At 71.2% G+C, this 17,272-nt stretch carries 15 protein-coding genes; 9 read left to right on the top strand and 6 right to left on the bottom strand.

The features are described from left to right. From GTZ93_RS39725 to GTZ93_RS39715, 3 genes are read left to right on the top strand one after another with little or no spacing between them, the layout of a single operon-like run. Complete coding sequence (locus GTZ93_RS39725; protein ID WP_120600303.1) at positions 1-327, top strand: cupin domain-containing protein; 327 nt, start codon at positions 1-3, stop codon at positions 325-327. Further along, positions 324-1,733, top strand: coding sequence for a vitamin K epoxide reductase/DsbA family protein (locus tag GTZ93_RS39720; protein WP_161663331.1), 1,410 nt, complete (start codon positions 324-326; stop codon positions 1,731-1,733). The genes GTZ93_RS39725 and GTZ93_RS39720 overlap by 4 nt, the downstream gene beginning before the upstream one ends. Positions 1,734-1,757: 24 nt before the next feature. Beyond that, the gene (locus tag GTZ93_RS39715) at positions 1,758-2,135 is read left to right on the top strand and encodes a translation initiation factor (RefSeq protein ID WP_139919890.1); all 378 of its coding nucleotides are present in this window, start codon (positions 1,758-1,760) and stop codon (positions 2,133-2,135) included. A 74-nt stretch (positions 2,136-2,209) separates the two neighbouring features. Here the strand turns inward: GTZ93_RS39715 and GTZ93_RS39710 are convergent, their stop codons facing one another. Further along, the gene (locus GTZ93_RS39710; protein ID WP_120579115.1) at positions 2,210-3,217 is read right to left on the bottom strand and encodes an isocitrate/isopropylmalate dehydrogenase family protein; all 1,008 of its coding nucleotides are present in this window, start codon (positions 3,215-3,217) and stop codon (positions 2,210-2,212) included. A gap of 400 nt (positions 3,218-3,617) precedes the next feature. Between GTZ93_RS39710 and GTZ93_RS39705 the strand changes: the two genes are divergently transcribed. Together GTZ93_RS39705 and GTZ93_RS39700 are read left to right on the top strand one after the other, a co-directional pair. Then, entirely contained in the window at positions 3,618-5,801 is a 2,184-nt protein-coding gene (locus GTZ93_RS39705) for a hypothetical protein (RefSeq protein ID WP_139919891.1), read from the top strand. Positions 5,802-5,890: 89 nt separating this feature from the next. Continuing rightward, positions 5,891-7,807 (top strand): HEAT repeat domain-containing protein, encoded by a 1,917-nt coding sequence (locus GTZ93_RS39700; RefSeq protein WP_139919892.1) that lies wholly within the window; start codon positions 5,891-5,893, stop codon positions 7,805-7,807. 2 nt (positions 7,808-7,809) lie between these two features. Here GTZ93_RS39700 and GTZ93_RS39695 read toward each other — a convergent pair whose 3' ends face one another. Next, positions 7,810-8,595, bottom strand: coding sequence for a DUF2270 domain-containing protein (locus GTZ93_RS39695; RefSeq protein ID WP_120579112.1), 786 nt, complete (start codon positions 8,593-8,595; stop codon positions 7,810-7,812). Positions 8,596-8,769: 174 nt separating this feature from the next. On the opposite strand from GTZ93_RS39695, the gene GTZ93_RS39690 reads away from it, so the two are divergent. After that, positions 8,770-10,815 carry a hybrid sensor histidine kinase/response regulator gene (locus GTZ93_RS39690; protein WP_139919893.1) on the top strand — a complete coding sequence of 682 codons (2,046 nt, stop codon included), beginning with the start codon at positions 8,770-8,772 and terminating at the stop codon, positions 10,813-10,815. A gap of 88 nt (positions 10,816-10,903) precedes the next feature. Next, positions 10,904-12,160, top strand: coding sequence for a tetratricopeptide repeat protein (locus GTZ93_RS39685; RefSeq protein ID WP_139919894.1), 1,257 nt, complete (start codon positions 10,904-10,906; stop codon positions 12,158-12,160). A gap of 1 nt (position 12,161) precedes the next feature. Here GTZ93_RS39685 and GTZ93_RS39680 read toward each other — a convergent pair whose 3' ends face one another. Further along, complete coding sequence (locus GTZ93_RS39680; protein WP_139919895.1) at positions 12,162-12,671, bottom strand: O-acetyl-ADP-ribose deacetylase; 510 nt, start codon at positions 12,669-12,671, stop codon at positions 12,162-12,164. Then, positions 12,668-13,285, bottom strand: coding sequence for a DUF4230 domain-containing protein (locus GTZ93_RS39675; protein ID WP_139919896.1), 618 nt, complete (start codon positions 13,283-13,285; stop codon positions 12,668-12,670). The genes GTZ93_RS39680 and GTZ93_RS39675 overlap by 4 nt, the downstream gene beginning before the upstream one ends. A gap of 95 nt (positions 13,286-13,380) precedes the next feature. Here GTZ93_RS39675 and GTZ93_RS39670 point away from each other — a divergent pair, with 95 nt between their 5' ends. Next, positions 13,381-13,983 carry a 2OG-Fe(II) oxygenase gene (locus tag GTZ93_RS39670; protein ID WP_139919897.1) on the top strand — a complete coding sequence of 201 codons (603 nt, stop codon included), beginning with the start codon at positions 13,381-13,383 and terminating at the stop codon, positions 13,981-13,983. Positions 13,984-14,006: 23 nt separating this feature from the next. Here GTZ93_RS39670 and GTZ93_RS39665 read toward each other — a convergent pair whose 3' ends face one another. Next, on the bottom strand, positions 14,007-14,564 hold the full coding sequence (locus GTZ93_RS39665) for a hypothetical protein (protein WP_139919898.1): 558 nt from the start codon (positions 14,562-14,564) through the stop codon (positions 14,007-14,009). A 254-nt stretch (positions 14,565-14,818) separates the two neighbouring features. Between GTZ93_RS39665 and GTZ93_RS39660 the strand changes: the two genes are divergently transcribed. Beyond that, positions 14,819-15,523 (top strand): hypothetical protein, encoded by a 705-nt coding sequence (locus GTZ93_RS39660; RefSeq protein ID WP_139919899.1) that lies wholly within the window; start codon positions 14,819-14,821, stop codon positions 15,521-15,523. 75 nt (positions 15,524-15,598) lie between these two features. Here GTZ93_RS39660 and GTZ93_RS39655 read toward each other — a convergent pair whose 3' ends face one another. Continuing rightward, positions 15,599-17,110: a hypothetical protein gene (locus tag GTZ93_RS39655; RefSeq protein WP_139919900.1), complete on the bottom strand. Its 1,512-nt coding sequence runs from the start codon at positions 17,108-17,110 to the stop codon at positions 15,599-15,601. Positions 17,111-17,272: the final 162 nt, after the last annotated feature.

The raw sequence follows: 17,272 nt of genomic DNA, 5'->3' as shown, positions 1-17,272 counted from the left end.
ATGGATGTGAAGCAGCTTTCGGCCTTCCAGGGCTTCTCCTTAGAGAAGCTCCAGAAGCACTCCGTCTTCCAGTCGGGTCGCTTCTTCCTCGACGTCTACTGCCTGGCCCCGGGCCAGGCGCAGAAGCCCCACCGGCATGCCACGTCCGACAAGGTGTACCTCGTGCTGGAGGGAAGCTGCCGCTTCCGCATCGGCGACGAGGAAGCGGCGCATGGCCCCGGCTCCACCCTTTTCGCCCCCGCGGGCACCGAACACGGCGTCGTCAATGACGGCCCGGACAACGCCCGCCTCCTCGTCCTGATGACCCCCCCTCCGGAGCACGCATGAGCAAGAAGGCCCCGACCCCGGCCGCCCCCGTTCCCACCCGTGGCGCACTCGCGCTGCTGGCGCTGGGACTCGTCACCAGCGGGCTCGCCGTCTATCAATGGCTGGAGTTGCTCACGGTGCGCGCGGGCGGCTCCACCGCCTGCAGCATCAGCGAGACCGTCAACTGCGCCACCGTCTGGAACTCGGACTTCGCCAGCGCCGTGCACGACACGCTGGGCATCCCCATCGCGGGCCTGGGCCTGGTGTGGGGCCTGGCCGCCGTGGGCCTCTCCGCGCTGTACCTCGCGTGGGCCAAGGCGGGCCGCGATGTGCGCCCGGCCACCAACGGCCTGCGCCTGCTGGCGCTCGCGGGCGTCGTCTCCATCATCGTCTTCGCCGCCGTCAGCGCCCAGCTGGGCGTGGTGTGCCCCACCTGCATGGGCACCTACGCGCTGGTGCTCGTCTTCACCGGCGTGGCGTGGCGCGGCCTGCCCGGCCCCCTGATGCCCCAGGCGGGCGAGTGGGGCGACACGCTCAAGTGGACCGTGGGCATCTCCGCCGTCGCCTTCGTGGCCATGCAGATGCCCGGCCGGGCCACGCCGCACGCGCCGAAGGCCGGCGCCTTCCTGCCGCCGGTGGCCTCCACGCAGGCGCCGAACACGTCCGGCTCCAACTCCCCCATGCCGCCGCCTCCGCCCGCGCCGCCCGCGACGCTGGGTGAGTTCATCGCCAGCCTGGATCCGCAGCAGCGCCAGTTCCTGTCGGATGCGCTCGCCGTGTACCGGGCGGCCACGCCGAAGCTCGCGGCCTATCCTCCGCGCGCCCTCTACGGCCCGGCGGACGCGCCGGTGAAGGTGCTGGAGTGGACCGACAGCAAGTGCCCCCACTGCAAGATGCTGGTGGAGGAGCTGGCCGCCATCAAGCAGCACGCGCCCCAGGGCATGCTGTCCGTGGAGGCGCGGCAGTTCCCGCTGGACGGCCAGTGCAACCCGGCCATCCCCAACCGTGGGCCGGACGCGCTCAGCGTGCGCTGCGCCGCGGCCCGGGCCACGGTGTGCCTGGAGGGCGCGAAGGACTTCTGGACGCTGCGCGAGAGGCTCTTCGCCGCGCAGGCCTTCCTGGACACCGACAAGGTGATGGAGATCGCCAGCTCTGGTTCCGTGGCGCGCCCGCAGCTGGAGGCGTGCATGACGGCGCCGGAGACCATCGGGAAGCTGCGCCAGGATGTCGAATACGCCATGCGCTTCAACATCCAGGGCACGCCGCTGGTGCTGGTGAACGGCCGTGAGGTGCCGCCGTTCGCGCCCCTCATCTACGCGCTGGTGCTGGCGAGCGGAAACCCCGACGCCCCCGCCTTCAGCGCCCTGCCGCCTCCGCGCTCGCGTGGCACCGGCTCCCCCGGCCACGAGGGCCACGCCCACCCGTAAGGGGACAGGAGCGCGAAGGACGCCATGGGCAAGCGCGACAAGAAGGACGAGGCCCCGCCGGCGGGGCCCTTCAACAACCCCTTCGCCGCCCTGTCCGCGCAGCGGGAAGCGCTGCCCGCCGGGCCGCCTCCGCCCCCGCCCCGGGAGAAGCCGGAGCCCAAGGGCCCCGCGCGCGCAGTGGTGCGCATGGAGCGCAAGGGCCGGGGCGGCAAGGAGGTGACGGTGGTGGAGCAGCTGGGGCTGCCCGCCGCCCAGCTGGACACCTGGCTCAAGGCGCTCAAGGGCGGCCTGGGCTGCGGTGGCGTGGTGGAGGAGGACGCGCTGGTGTTGCAGGGCGACCAGCGCGAACGGCTTCCCGCGCTCCTGGAGGCTCGGGGCGTCCTCAAGGTCACCGTCGGCTGAAAACACGAAGGGGGCCGGAGGAAATCCTCCCGCCCCCTTGGCTTTTGCAGCGGTACCGCGCCGCGCGCCGAGGACTACAGCGCGGCGATGATGGCGTCGGTGAACTCGCGCGTGGTGGCGCTGCCGCCCAGGTCGCCGGTGCGCACCTTCGACTCGCCGCCGTAGACCTTCTGGATGGCGTTGGCCATGCGCTGGGACGCCTCACGCAGGTCCAGCCACTCCAGCATCATGACCGCGGACATCATCAGCGCGGTGGGGTTCGCGATGCCCTTGCCCGCGATGTCCGGGGCGGTGCCGTGCACGGCCTCGAAGACGGCGGTGCGCTCGCCGATGTTGGCGCCCGGCACCATGCCCAGGCCGCCCACCAGGCCCGCGCACAGGTCGCTGACGATGTCGCCGTACAGGTTCTCCAGCACCATCACGTCGAAGCGGGTCGGGTCCTTCACCAGCTGCATGCAGAGGTTGTCGACGATGACCTCGTCGTACGCGACCTCCGGGAACTCGCGGCTCACCTTGCGGCAGCAGTCCAGGAAGAGGCCGTCCGACAGCTTCATGATGTTCGCCTTGTGGATGGCGGACACCTTCTTGCGGCCGTTCTTCTTGGCGTACTCGAAGGCGAAGCGGGCGATGCGCGTGGACGCCTTCTCCGTGATGACCTTGATGGCCTCCACGACGCCCGGCACCACGATGTGCTCCAGGCCCGCGTAGAGGTCCTCGGTGTTCTCACGAACGACGACCAGGTCGACGTTCTCGTAGCGCGTCTTGACGTTGGGGACGCTCTTCACCGGGCGCAGGGACGAGTACAGGTCCAGCCGCTTGCGCAGGCCCACGTTCGCGGAGGGCAGGCCGCCACCCACGACGGTGCCGGTGGGGCCCTTGAGCGCCACGCCGCTGCGGAGCACGGCCTCCACCGTCTCGTGGGGCAGGTTGGTGCCGAACTTGGCCACCACCTCCGTGCCCGCGTCCTTGAACTCGAACTCCAAGGGGACCTTGAGGGCTTCCAGGACGCGGATGGTGGCCGCCGAAACCTCGGGACCGATGCCGTCGCCGTTGATGACCGTCACAATGCGCGTGTTCGCCATGGGGGCGGTTCACACCACAAATCCGGGAGGGCCGGAAGGGCGAAAGCACCCGGGATTCACCCCTGGGCATGGCCCCCATCAGCCCGGGTGGTCCGTCCGGCCGCCCGGCAGGGGGACATGGGGGACCCGCCCGGGGCGTGACGGCGGGGGGCCGGCCCCCGCGGAGGGTGCGCCCAACGCATGTGTCGAACGTGTATCGCGCCCCCAAGCCCAGGCGTCTGTCGTTGCCTTCGGGGCAACGGCTGAACTTGCCGTTTGTGGTCTGCGCGTCCTCACGGCGCCAGGCGCTCCCTCGACGTCCCCTCTGAGGCGCGGGGTGAAGAGGCCCGGCACGCATCGTGCTCATGGGCTGCGGCGTCCGGGCCCTGCTGGCCCGTGCGTTCCCCGAGATGAGGCTTTCATGAGTTCGCGCAGAACCCCTGTCCGGCTGCCGCACCCCGTGCGCTGGGCCATGCTGTCCACCCTGTCGCTGGCGGCCCCCCAGGCGCTGGCGGCCCCCTGCACCCAACCCACGCTGACCGAGTGCTCCAACGTGGACTACCGCGCGTCCTCGTGCGGCCAGGAGAACGACTCCTATTGCCAGGGCCTGATGGAGTCCGAGTGGAAGGCCCGCTACACGACCGCGTCCAAGCGCACCGCGCTGCTGCCCGAGAGCATGGGCGGCGGCGTGGAGTCCGTGGCCGTGCAGCCCAACGCCGTGCTCGACACGCTCTTCTCCGGTTCGGATGAGTCCGTCGTGGGCCAGGTGCAGCGCGGCCAGGTGCTGGCGCGCAAGGGCTACAAGAACCTCACCAAGGTGGAGCAGGCGTACGACAAGCAGCGCCAGGAGTGGGACGCCAACGGCGTGCTGGAGCGTTCGTGCCAGGAGTACGTGCATGAGAAGCACTACGACTTCAGCCGCTTCGAGCAGAACGCGGGCCGCTTCGGCGACGACTTCCGCGCGGTGTTCACCGCGGCCTACGGCGCCGGGGGCATCGCGGAGCGCACGCTGTTCAGCAAGGACGGGGTGAAGCAGGCGCCCCTCTGGGACGGCAAGACGCGCGTGGAGAAGAACGCGTACTTCCGCTTCGTGCCGGGGCCGTACCCCAAGGGCACCAAGGGCTACGTCTTCACCTCCGAGGCGGCGCTGAAGGCGAACAACGCCGAGGCCCGCCAGGCGGTGCTGCCCTCGGACGCGTGGCACCAGGCCCTGAGCAAGTCGCTGAGCAAGGTCGCCGACGACGTGCTCAACGATTCGCAGCAGCGCCAGGAGGCCTTCGCGGCCCTGCTGGAGCGGCGCAACGCCGCCTACGCCAGTTGGCAGCGCGAGTCGGAGATGCTGCGCAGCCGCGACTTCAGCACGGTGGAGCTGGATGAGAAGACCGCCGAGCAGCTGTACGGCCTGGACAAGGCCCTGGAGGCGTCGCTGGAGAAGGCGGACGCCGAGGGCTGCCTCGTCACGGACAAGACCACGGCGTGTGATTGGAGCCCCCGCCGCTACAAGGCGATGGTGGACGCGGTCATGGTGCCCCGCCGCGAGGCGGACCTGCGCCAGTGCCTCACCGTCACCGGCAACGACTTCGGCGCGGAGAGCTTCATCCGCAACGCGGACCGGCTGAAGATCAAGGGCCTGGACCAGAAGGACTACACGCTCAACCCGACGCTGGTGGCCGCGTACTCCCGAATCCTGGCGGAGTACCTGGCGCAGCAGGCGGCGAATCAGCAGCCGCCCACGAACCCGGTCACCATGACCAAGCGCCAGGGGCAGGACTTCTCCGCGGGAGGCTACGCGGGTGACAGGAACTTCGGCGGGGGCTATTCGCTGCGCGCCGGCTGGGAGCTCAGCACGCCCGGCTCCGCGTTCAACGGCAACTGGTGCGACACCAACGCCGCCATCTTCAGCGAGCTGGGGCTCTACGCGAACGTGTTCACCTCGACGCGCACGGAAGTCGCCTACCTGACGGGCCGCGCATCCACGCAGCCCTCCGCCATCCGGGCGGAGCTGAGCGCGCGCGTGCTGGGCAACCCCGTCTTCACGTTCGACCAGTCCTACCCGGCGCGCTTCACCTTCGTGGAGCGCAAGCCCTTCGTGGACAAGGACGCGGCCAAGGCGAGCGCCACCTTCATGGTGTGGTTCATCCCCGTGACGGTGAGCGGCGGCCTGTCCGTGGAGGTGGGGATTGTCGCCTCGCTGGGCGGCGCCATGGGCCGTGACTGCACGCGCAACCTCATCACGCTGGACCTGCTGGGCAACATCGGGCCCTACGCGTCCGCCAACGGCTTCGTGTCGCTGGCCATCGGCATCCCGGGCCTCCAGATTGGTGTCCGCGGCACGCTGACCCTCGTGCGCTTCGAGCTGCCGCTCCAGGGCCGCATCGGCGTGGCGCTGAGCTCGCCGACGCACCCGACGAACCCCAACACGCTGTTCCTGGGACTGGGCACCAGCCTGAACTTCACGCTGCGCTCGCTGGACGGCCGGCTCTCCCTGTTCGCGGAGCTGGGCTTCCTGAAGGCGGAGTTCCCCATCGTGTCGTGGCCGGGCTTCGGCACCAGCGCGCAGCTCTTCAACGACCAGCATTACCTGCCGCTCGCGCAGCTCTACTAGCCGCGCTCGCATGACCCCGGGGCCGCCTTCAACGGCCCCGGGGAGTGGTTCCCTACCTTCTTCGGCTTTTCTTTTTGCGGGAGTGTTTCATGCGTCGCTCGACCCTCGTTCGTGGCGTGGCCGGCCTGGGTGCCCTGGTGTGCCTGGGAGCGTTGCCCTTCTGGCTGTCCGAGTCGTCTCCGTCCGCCGCGACGGTGGAGGCCTCCGCGTCCGTCCACCGGCTGCCGCTGTTCCGCTGGCGCGTGGGCGAGGCGCACACCTTCCACCTCGTCTGGGATGACCTGACGCGCGTGGCGCTGCCCATGCCGGCGCAGGACGCGAAGGCCCAGGAGCTGGAGGGCGTGCTGCACCTGGATGGCGAGCTGATGCTCCAGGCGCTGGAGACGCGCGCGACGGGCACCCGGCTGCGCCTGACGCTGCGCCGACTGGCGCGGCACGAAGCCACCCTCTCCGGACAGGCGCTGCTGCCCGACGCGGCGGCGCTCCAGGCCCACCTGCCGGACACCGCCAGCGCGTGGCTGGAGTTGGATGCGCGCGGCGCGCTCCAGGCGGTGCGCTTCTCCGAGGCGGAGCCCCCGCTGTTCCGCCAGTTCGCGCAGACGCTGGCGGCGGAGCTGTTCCCCTCCGAGCTGCGCGACGCGGCAGCCTGGACCGCCACGGAGTCCACGCAGACGGGCGACGTGGAGTCGGCGTTCGCCTTCGAGCCCGGGGACACCTCGCGGCTGACGCGCCGCAGGACGCGCTACCAGAGCCTGCGCGCGGCGGGCGCGGCGACGGTGGCGAAGCAGGAGCTGGGCTCGCTCACGACCTTCGACCGGGACGCGGAAGGGCGCCTCGTCGCCATCAGCCAGGACGAGGTGCTGGACGCGCTGGGCACGGACGGCCGCGTGCTCCTGTCCAAGCGGCTGCGCCTGAGGCTGACCTACCAATCGCGGGAGATGCAGCCCCTGCCGCCGTCGGGCGAGCAGAAGCTGGTGATTCGCACGCCGTCGCAGATTGCCTTCGAGATGGATCCGGAGACGGCGGCGCTGCGCGGTCAGGCGGACGGGATGACGGTGGACGAGCTGCTGGAGACGCTGGAGGACGCCAGCGGTCCGGAGGCCATCGCGGGGCTGGACGTGTTCGCGCGGCGGGCCATCGCGGCGCTGACGCTGGAGCCGAAGCGCTGCCAGGAGCTGGCGCGGCTGTTCCTGAAGCCGGGCACGAAGCCTGGCATGCGCGAGCTGATGCTGGACCTGCTGGTGGGCGCGGGCCACGCGCAGGCGCAGGCCACGCTGCGCACGCTCCTCCAGTCGCCGGAGGCCCGGGAGCACGCGGGCGCGTACGTGATGATGGTGCAGCGCGCGGGGTTCCTGACGAAGCCGGAGCCGGAGACGGGTGTGATGATCAACGGCCTGCTGGAGCGCGCCCGGACGGAGCACGACGTCCCGGTGGAGCGGGCCACGTCGTACGCGTTGGGGGTCTGGTCGTCGCACCTGAACCCGGACTCCGTGGAGGCGCGCGCCGCGGTGCGGACGCTGGAGACCGCCGTGTCCCAGGCCTCGGGGGACGAGGCGCGGGCGCACGCGCTGCGCGCGATGGGCGGCACGCGGGCGGAGCGGCTGATGGACGTGGTGCCGCCGCACCTGCGCGCGGAGTCCCCGGACGTGCGGGCCGCGGCGGCGGACGCGCTGCGCGCCGCCCCGCAGGAGCTGGCCACGCGGCTGCTCCTGGACGCGCTGGAGACGGAGAAGGACCGGGGCGTACAGCGGGCGCTGCTGGACGCGCTGAACACGCGGCCTCTCGACGCCGGTGCGCTGGAGCACCTGCGGGCGTGGGTGGTGGCCGGAGGGCTGGCGGCGGGTGAAGAGCCCGCGCTGCTGGCGGTCGCGGCCCAGCACCTGGAAGGGGGCACGCCCGTGTTCCAGATGCTCCAGGCGATCGCGCTGCGGCCGGACCTCCAGGCGCCCACGCGCGCCCGGGTGATGTCGCTGATGGCGCAGGTAGGCGCGCAGCTCGGCGGCTAGCGTCAGTGGTCGAACGGGGCGGGCGGGCGCGGCGCGTTGGCGCGCGCGCCCGGGGGCCGCGGGCGCTTGCGGCGCTGGATGGCGTAGGGCCGGTAGAAGGCCTCCCACATCGCCGCCCGGCGTCCGCGCGGCCGGGTGCGCAGTTCGCCCAGCGGCGACCGGATGAAGAAGGACGCGGTGAAGAGGTACGCCGCCGCCACGGTGAGGAACAGCAGCGCGGCCATCACCACCGGCCCTGGAATCCAGGCCACGTGCGCCCGCTCCACGAAGTCCCCGAAGTCGCGCGGCGGACGCGGGTGGCTGTAGACCTTGAAGAACCAGGTCACCAACAGGACGATGAGGATGGGCCCGTACGCGCGGTTGAGCCGCGTCGCGATGGCGGACACCAGCGACAGCTGGATTTGCGGCCGGGACATCTCCACCGCCAGCTCCCGCAGCGCGTCTGGATCCACCGGCTCGCGCCGCAGCATCGGCGCCCACCAGCCGTCCTCCAGCAGACGCACGCGGCGGTTCCACAGGTCGTAGTAGCGGTAGCGCCGCGCCTCGATGAGCAGGAAGGACACCACCATCCAGATGCCCACCAGGAACGTGACGTGCGAGCTCTCCGGCGACGCGAAGCCGAAGGAGATGACCGCCGCCGTCGTGGTGAGCGCCCAGTTCGTCGTCGTGTCCAGCCGCGTGCGCCACGTGTCCGAGCGGCTCAGCTCGCCACGGAAGAGCTGCGCCATGGCCTGCTGAGATATCTCAGGCTGTTCCAGGTCGTTCTTCCTGTGCTCCTTCGTGCTCATCCGTGCCTGGAAAGGTGGGGACGACCGCTCGCCTTGGCCAGGGCGGCCGGACAGGCGGGCGCTCGGGGCCCCTGATGGAGGTGTTCATGTGGAACGCCTGACATTGCGGCACCGCGAGGAGACGGGGGGCGGGTGGCTGGACGCCTGGAGCGTGCGCATCGTGCGCCCTTGAGCGTGCCTTCTTCCAATACCGCCATCACCGCGCTGTCAGGACTGCTCTCGGACGAGGGCGAGCGCATCACGCGCCTGTGGTCCAAGCGCCTGCGCGCGGAGACGTACGAGGTGGAGGTCCCCGGCCGGGACCTGCGCGCGCCGCTGCGCCATCTGTTGGACGAGCTTGCCCGGCTGCTCGAGGACCGGGGCGAGGACGCGGTGCGGTTGTGGCCGGAGGTGGTGCGTTCGCACGGGGCCTTCCGGTACGACCAGAACTTCGAACCCGAGGACCTGACCCGCGAGTTCAAGTCGCTCCAGGAGGTGATGCTCTACGTCTATGCGCGCCGCAACGGAGGCGTCATCCACGCGGACGTGGCGGAGCTGGTGTCGGAGCTGGTGTGGGAGGCGGACGCGTCCGCGCAGGCCTCCTACGCGCGCGTGCTCAAGACGGAGGAGGTGCGCTTCCGCGAGGCGGCGGTGATGGAGTCGGTGCTCAACCACGTGGAGGTGGGCATCCTGCTGGCGGAGACGGACGGCATGGTGTCCTTCGCCTCGCCGCCGGTGAGCCGCCTGATGGGCGTGCCCATGCGCGCGGTGGTGGGCGCGCGCGCCGCAGGCTCGCTGGGGCCCGTGCTCACCCAGGTCAACGCGCGGCACCCCACGGGCGAGCCCTTCAAGGTGCAGGACATGCCCTTCCTGCGCGCGCTGCGCGAGAAGGGGCCGGTGCGCGGCGTGATGATGCAGGTGGAGCGCCCCGGCGGTGGGGACGCCACGCTGGAGATGAGCGCCACGCCGGTGTGGGAGGAGGACCAGGTCCTGGCGGGCGTCATCCAGACCTTCAGCGACCGCACAGAGGCCGCGGTGAAGACCAAGGCCCTGGAGAACGCGCACGACGAGGTGCGCAGGCTCCAGGGACAGCTCCTGAGGCGCACCCGGCAGCAGGCGCTGGGGCAGCTGGCGAGCGGAGCCGCGCACGCGCTCAACAACTTCCTCAACGTGCTGCGGCTGCGCATCACGCTGTTGCAACGCGAATACAAGCCCGAGCACGTCGACGCGCTGGACAAGACGGTGCGCAACATTGGCGAGTTGGTTGCGCGGCTGCAGGAGTTCAACGTGCAGCGCACCGAGGAGCACCTGGGCAACGTGCCGGTGGACCAGACGGTGCGCGAGGCGTTGGAGCTGGCCCGGGGCGAATTGGAGCAGCGCGAGCACCCGGTGCACACGGAGCTGGACCTGGGCTTCCCGTGGGGCGTGAACGCGGACGCGGGCTTCTTCCGAGAGCTCATCGTCAACCTGATGCTGTCCGCGCGCGACCGCATGGAGGGCGGCGGCACGCTGGTGATTCGCTCCCGTCCTGCGGCGGAGGACTGGCTGGACCTGCGCATCGAGGACGGGGGAAAGCCCTATGCGCAGGATGAACTGGCGGGCCTGTTCGACCCGCTGCGCAGGGACCCGGGGGCGCCGCAGTTCTCGTTGTTCCTGGCGGTGGCGCGCACGCAGGTGCAGCGCTGGGGCGGAGAGCTGACGGTGGAGAACCGGCGCGACGGCTCGGGCGCGAGCTTCCTCGTGCGGCTGCCGCGCTTCCGTGACGTTTCGGCCGGCGCGCCCGAGCCCACCGAGCAGCCACCCGCGCAGGCGCCGGGACGCATGCCGCGCATGCCCGGGCGCGCGCGCCGCGTGCTGGTGGTGGACGATGATTTGGACAACGCGCGGATGATGGCGGAGGTGCTAGGCGAGGAGGGCTACGAAGTGCAGGTGGCGCACAGTCCGGACGTGGCCCTGCGCATCTGGGAGAAGCACCCCTACGACGCCGCGCTGCTGGACGCGGTGATGCCGGAGATGACGGGCTGGGAGCTGGCGCGCGAGCTGCGGCAGCGCACGCCCCATGCGCTGCTGGCCATCGTCACCGGCATGGACGTGCGGGGACAGAACCGCGCGAGCCTGGCGCAGGTGGATGCGGTGTTCCGCAAGCCCATCGACGTGGGCGCGCTGGACGACTTCCTCTCCCAGAGCCGGAGCGAGGAAGAGCCCTCCGAGCAGGAGGGCACGCACGACACAACGCATTGACGGGCCTGGAGCTCCGGCGGCTTTTCACTTTGTCGTCCCGCGCCTCAATCCATCGAAGTGAGGAGGTCGGAGGGGGTAGAGTCCGCGCGTGATTTCCCCGGCGGAACTGGAGCGCCTGCGCCGCAAGGTGGAGGCGGGTGAAGTGCTCAGCGGCGCGGAGCTGGAGGCGCTGCGTGACGAGGCCGCGCGCACGCCTGGACCCACGCTGCGTCTCACCGTGGCGCATGCGCTGGTCAACGCGGACGCGCAGCGCGAAGCCCTGCCGTTGATGCAGGCCCTGCGGCGTGACTTCCCCAAGGACCTCCAGGTGCGCCTGGGGCTCGCGCGAGCGCTGCTGGGCCTGGAGCGGCACCGGGAGGCGGAAGCCGAGCTGCGGGAAGCGCTGGTCCTGAGCCCCGGCGACCCGGAGGCCCTCAAGGTGCTGGCCGTGCTCGCGCTGCGGCAGGGAGAGGGTGCACGCGCCCGCGCCTACGTGGCGGAGGCCGTGGAGCGGGACCCCTTCGACGCGGAGGCGAAGCTGCTGCGCGCGGAGCTGGAGGCCGCGGACCTGCCTCCGCCGCCCGCGCCCGAGGAGCAGGTGCTGCGTCCGGAGTTCACCGCCGCGCTCACCGCCGCGTTGGGCCGCGCGGGCGTGGCGTTCCGGCGCCAGGGCCGCGACCTGTTGGTGAAGCTGGCCTCGGGTGGCGTGGGCCGTGTGGACGTGGGCTCGCTGTATGCCGCGTATCAGGAGGCACCGGGCACGCAGGGGCTCACCGCGCACGTGGAGGCGCTGGCCTCACGGCTGGGCGGATTGTCCTCGGGCGTGGGGCCTGCGGGGATGTCATTGGACGCGCTGCGCCCGGTGCTGCGGCCCCAGGGCTTCGTGGCGGGGACCCAGGGCGCGCTGTTTCGTCCGGGGGCCGCGGGGCTGGAGGTCTTCTACGTGCTGGAGGACGCGGAGTTCGTGCGCTACCTGCCGGCCTCCGCGCTGAAGGAAGCAGGGCTCACGCTCGAAGCGGTGGACGCGGCGGCGTGGCACAACCTGGAGCTGCGACCCGCGGACGTGCGGCCCGTCGTCATCGACCAGGGCGAGGTGCGGCTGGCGGAGGCGTTCTCCGGCATCTGGGCGGTGGCAGGCGGCGACGGGCATGACGGCGCACGGCTGCTCACGAAGGCACAGCGCCGCAGGCTGGATGCCGCCACGGGCGGAGGACCGCTGCGCGTGAGCCTGGGCCGGCGCGAGGTGGCGCTCCTGTGCCGCGACTCGGATGGTGAGTCGGTGCGGAGGCTCGCCACGTTGGGGCACGCGCCGGACGGGGTGCCCGGGTCGTTCGTACTGGAAGGTGATGTGTTGCGGAGCGCGTGACCTACGCGCCGAGTGCCCGCTGATACGCCTTCAAGTCCTGCTCGCTGAAGAGGACCACGGTGACGCGCTCCAGCTCTGGCCGCCGCGCCAGGGCCGCGCGGATCTCCCGCAGGGCAATGGGCGCGGCCCGTTCAATGGGGAAGCCGTAGGCGCCCGTGGAGATGGCGGGGAAGGCCACCGTGCGCAGCCCGTGCTGCTCCATCAGCGCGAACGTGCTCCGGTAGCACGAAGCCAGCAACTCATCCTCGCCGCGATCCCCGCCCCACCACGAAGGACCCACCGCGTGGATGACGTGGGCCGCGGGCAGCCGGTAGCCCTTTGTGATGCGGGCCTCTCCGGTGGGACAGCGGCCCACCGTGCGGCACTCCGCGACCAGCTCCGGACCCGCCGCGCGGTGGATGGCACCGTCCACGCCGCCGCCACCCGACAGGCCGGAGTTCGCCGCGTTCACGATTGCGTCCGCCGTGATGCGCGTGATGTCTCCCTGAATCAGCTCCAACCGTTCCGTCATCCCGCGCTCCCCACCGGCAAGGTCTCCACGAACCGCACCTCACGGAAACCCAGCGTGAGCAGCAGCCCCCGCAGCGAGCGCTCCGCGGACTGACGCGCCTTCTCCTGGAGGCGCCGGTCCTGCCGCACCTCTTTTTCAAACGCCAGACGCGCCTTCTCCAGCAGCTGCGCCGTCTGCGCGCTGTCCAGGTTGGAGTCGATGATCTCCGTCTCACCGGGCCGCAAGGCCACCGTCACCTGCATCGGAGGCAGCAGCACGTCCACTCGCGTGCCCACGGCGCGCAGGTGGCTCGAGTCGAAGCGCTGGAAGTCGAACCCCAGGTGCGCGTCCGCGAACACGATGGCGCGGCCGTGCGGGTTCTGGAGCGTGTAGCTGGCCCAGAGCAGCACGTCCTTCCACAGCGCATCCGTGGCCTGGGGCTCCGGCGTGAACGTGACCTTCTTGTAGAGGGACACGTCCAGCGTCTCCAGCCGGGCCACCTCCCGCATCTGCTCCACCACCGCCGCCGTGTCCGGCAGCCGGGGGGACGTGGGGCGTAGCAGCACCCAGGCCCCCAGCGCGCCGAGCGCGACCGCGGCGAGGAGGGAGAGGGCTCGCGTGACGTTCTTCGCCATGGGGGAAAGTCTACCCGCTTCCGGAGCGGGGGCATCCTGGTGCAGCGTGTCGGACGCGGGCTTCCGGACAGGGACTCGCGAAGGAGTCACGCAGGATGGAGCTGACGGACGTGGAGGCGGAGGCCCTGGGTTCCCAGGGATACTTCGTTCGGGACGCCTTCCTTGGCGAGGCGCGAGCGCTGGCGGCACGGGCCGCGGCGCTCGCGCGAGTGGAGGCCGGGATGCTGAAGCCCGCGGGCATCCGGCGCGGCGCCAATCACACGTTCGATACGTCCGTGCGTGGCGACCACATCGAGTGGGTGCTGCCCGGCGCCGCCCCCGAGCTCGAAGCCCTGCGGCTTCGCTTCCAGTCGCTGGGGGAGGCCGTGTCCGCGGGTGCGTACCTGGGGCTGGTGCGCTTCGATTTGCAGCTCGCCTGCTACCCCGGCGGCGGTGCGCACTACGCCCGTCACCGCGACGCGTTCCCGGGCCAGTTCAATCGCCGGCTCACCGCCATCTGGTACGCGAACGCCGATTGGAAGCCGGAGCACGGGGGCGTGCTGCGCCTGTTCCCGGAGGACACCGGCGCCCCGGTGGAGGTGGCGCCGGTGCTGGACCGCCTGGTGGTGTTCCTGAGCGAGCGGCTGGAGCACGAGGTGATGCCCGCTCATGCGACCCGCCTGGCCCTCACCGCGTGGTTCTACGGCCGGGGCACCTGAGCGCTACAACGCCTCCACGCGTTCTATCCCGCGTCGAACGCGCTGCCCGCGTCGAACGCGCTGCCTGCGTCGTAGAACGGCCCCGCATCGAACGGACCGGGGCCCGCGTCGTAGCCCGCGTCCTGGGACGGACCGGTGCCCTCCAGCGTGCCGATGATGTAGATGTCGCCCGTCCCGGTGCCTGGGCAGTTCTGCTGATTGCGCTTCAGCTGGAGCTGCGCGTACGCCACGGAGCCCTGGTACACGTCCACGGCCGTGCTGCCGGCGTACACCTCCAGCCCCGCCCGGTTGTAGGCCCTCACCTCCACGACGCGCCGGGGCCCGACAGGGATGTTGCTCAGGTAGCCTTCGATGTAGCCGTTCCCCACGTAGAGGGATTGGGGGTACGAAGGCGGGAGGTCCTGCGCGCTCACGGTCGCCGCGGCTGACGTGACGCCGCACGCGTCACCCGCGAGCGAGATGCTCATCTTCACGGACTCGGTGCCCTCGGTGTTTTCGAAGTCCTCGGTGCCGGCGCCGCAGGCCGCGACCATCAGCGCGCAGCTCGTCCCCAGCACGAATCCCCATCCGGTTCGCTTCATGTGGTCCCTCTCCCTGGTGGCGCGTCGTTCGCGCGACCTTGAGACACGCACCCCGTCCGGGTTGGGACATGCCCCGTGACGAAAGTGCGGGACGGCAACGGCGCGGAGAGGAAATGGGGCCCAGCCTGCCTGCTCCTCGGCCGGCCCGGTCGCGGGCGGATTCCAGAGGCAACGGCGGCGTCCGTGGCACCTGTCGCGTAGCGGGGGCGTGTCTAGGTTCTTCCCCAGTCATCTTCGTACGGGGGATCGAGAGCATGTTCCAGAACAGGACGAAGCGTCACTGGGTGGTGGGACTGGCGTTGGGGGCGTCCATGACGTTCCTCGCCGGCTGCGGCAGCTCGAAGGCCGCGCGAGTGGACGACGCGATGATGGCGCGCGTCCCCGAGGACCAGCTGGGCGCGGTGCGTGACGCGCAGCTGGCCCGCACCAAGGCCGCCGACAACGTGACGCGCGCCGAGGTGGCGGTGCGTGACGCCGAGCGCGCCTCGGAAGTGGCCCGCCGCAATGGCGACGCCGCCAAGAGCCGCATGGAGGCGGAGAAGGCCGCCGTGAAGGCCGCCGAGGCCACCGGCCAGCAGAGCCCCATCGCGTCGGCGAAGATCCGGCTCCAGGGCGCCGAGGCGGGGCGCGTCGCCGCGGACGCCGAGGTGGCCTGGCACGACCGCAAGACGGACACCGCCAAGGCGGAGAAGGACCTGCGCGCCGCCGAGCTGAAGGTGGCGGAATCGGAGCTCAACCTGGCCCAGTTCAAGGCGCTGGAGCGCAGCGGGGACGTGCGCGCCAAGAACATGTCCGAGGCGAACTTCATGTCCGTCGTCGCGGAGACCAAGCGCGAGGTGGAGGACGCCCGGCGCCGCGTGGACGAGCAGAAACGCGTGGAGCAGGACGCCCGCGCCGAGTGGCAGCGGCTGCGCTCGGAGGCCCCGCAGGGCTACGGCGGCAGCGGCTCCGCGGACTGACGCTCCAGCGTGAAGCACGGAAGGGAAGGCCCCGGGCACTCGTGAGGGTGCCAGGGGCCTGTCCCGTGCGTGGAGCTACTCCACCTTCAGGGTGGCGGCGCCCTTCAGGTCGCGCTGGAGCGTGAGCCAGAGCGCCTTGCCCTCCGCATCCACGGACGCGAAGTAGTCCGTGTCCGCGGTGAGCGACTTGCCGTCCAGGGTGACCGTCGTCGGCGCCGTGGCGGCGGTGTAGCCGTGCACCACCACCATGGGTCGCGCGAGCGTGCGCCCCGCGGTGTCGAACGCCAGAGTCACGCGGTTGGAGGCGGCGTCCGCTTCCCACGTGGCGTAGACGGGGTTGTATCCGGCGACGTCGTAGGTGACGGAGTCGGTCCGGCCCACGCCGCCCGGGCCGCGCGTGCGCACGGTGCCCTCGGAGGCGGTGAGCTTCACGCCCTGCCAGGCCTCCACCTCCGACACGAGCGACAGCACGGGGCTGGCCGTGTGCGTACCCAGCACCATGAAGACGGAATAGCTCTGGTAGGGGTGGCCGGAGAGCATCACGCCGTCATCACCCAGGCGCGGGTACTGCGACAGGCCCACCGCGCCGAAGTTGCTGCCCCACGCGAGCCGGTGGGAGTTGGTGACGGAGGGCAGCTCGTACTGGTTGAGCTGGTAGGGCCAGTTGTAGTCCACGGGCATGGGGCCGTTGGCGTGGCGCGTGCCCCACTCCGGATACAGCCAGTAGCCGCCCGCGGGTTTCTGTTCCCACGTCTGGGTCTGCACCGCGCCCATCTCCGCGTCCGGCGCGGCGGTCCACATGCGCGTGTAGGGGACGACGTTGGGTTCGCGGTAGTCCCAGCCGGTGTTCATCGTCACGGGGGAGGACAGCGTGACGAAACGATAGCGGTCGCCCCAGCCCAGGCCGGCGATGTCCGTGCTGGCGTTGCCGTCGAAGGCGAGGTCGCCGTAGGGCGAGCGCACGTCGGCTTCAATCTGGTTCGCGGGGAAGCCGGAAGCGTCGTGGGTGATGGCATACAGCGGGTGGTCCCGGCCGGTGGCGAACAGGTACTGCACGGTCACCTGCACCACGCGGCCATCCAGCGACAGCGGCCACTTCAGTTCGTGCAGAGCGTGGTGCGCGCCCTTGAAGACGAAGCGGCCGGAGCCGCGCACGTCCTGCGTCCAGGCGCCCCACGTCTGGCCGTCCTTCAGGTGGCTGGTCACCATGCCCCAGCCGGGCACCTGGGAACTCTGGCCGTCGCAGGTGCGCTCGGCGCCCGCGACCTCGTAGGTGTAGCGGCGGATGTAGCCGCCGTTCCAGCCCGCGGGATCCGCCGCGTCGTTGCGCACGAGCGACACGGAGCGCACGTGACAGTCGCGGTCGCGCCAGACGTAGCGGTCGGTCTTGAAGCCGCTCAGGTCCCGAGCGCACTGCAACCGCAGGGGCGCGCACGTCCCGCTGGCCGGGTCGATGGAGTTGCTCTCCTCGCAGGGGTCGGTGACGGGGTTGGGGTTCTCATCACCGGGGCGCACGTCCTTGCCGCCACAGGCGGTGAGGCTCAGGGCCAGCAGGGCCACGGTGTGTCGAGCAGAGGGGAGGGTCATGGTTGATCTCGAAGAAGTGGGAGCGCAGGCTTGCCACCCTCACGCACGGTGATGCAAGCCCCCACGCGGAGCGCCAGCGCATTGGGTTGTTCCTGAAGCGGGCAGGCAGCCGAGCGGTGGCGGGCACGGTGGGGAGTCCCCGGGGCATGAGGGCCGTGTCCA

The organism is Corallococcus exiguus, from assembly GCF_009909105.1.
GTDB lineage: Bacteria > Myxococcota > Myxococcia > Myxococcales > Myxococcaceae > Corallococcus > Corallococcus exiguus.
Note: the sequence above shows the minus strand (reverse complement) of the source record. Positions and strands in the feature narration are given on the sequence as shown.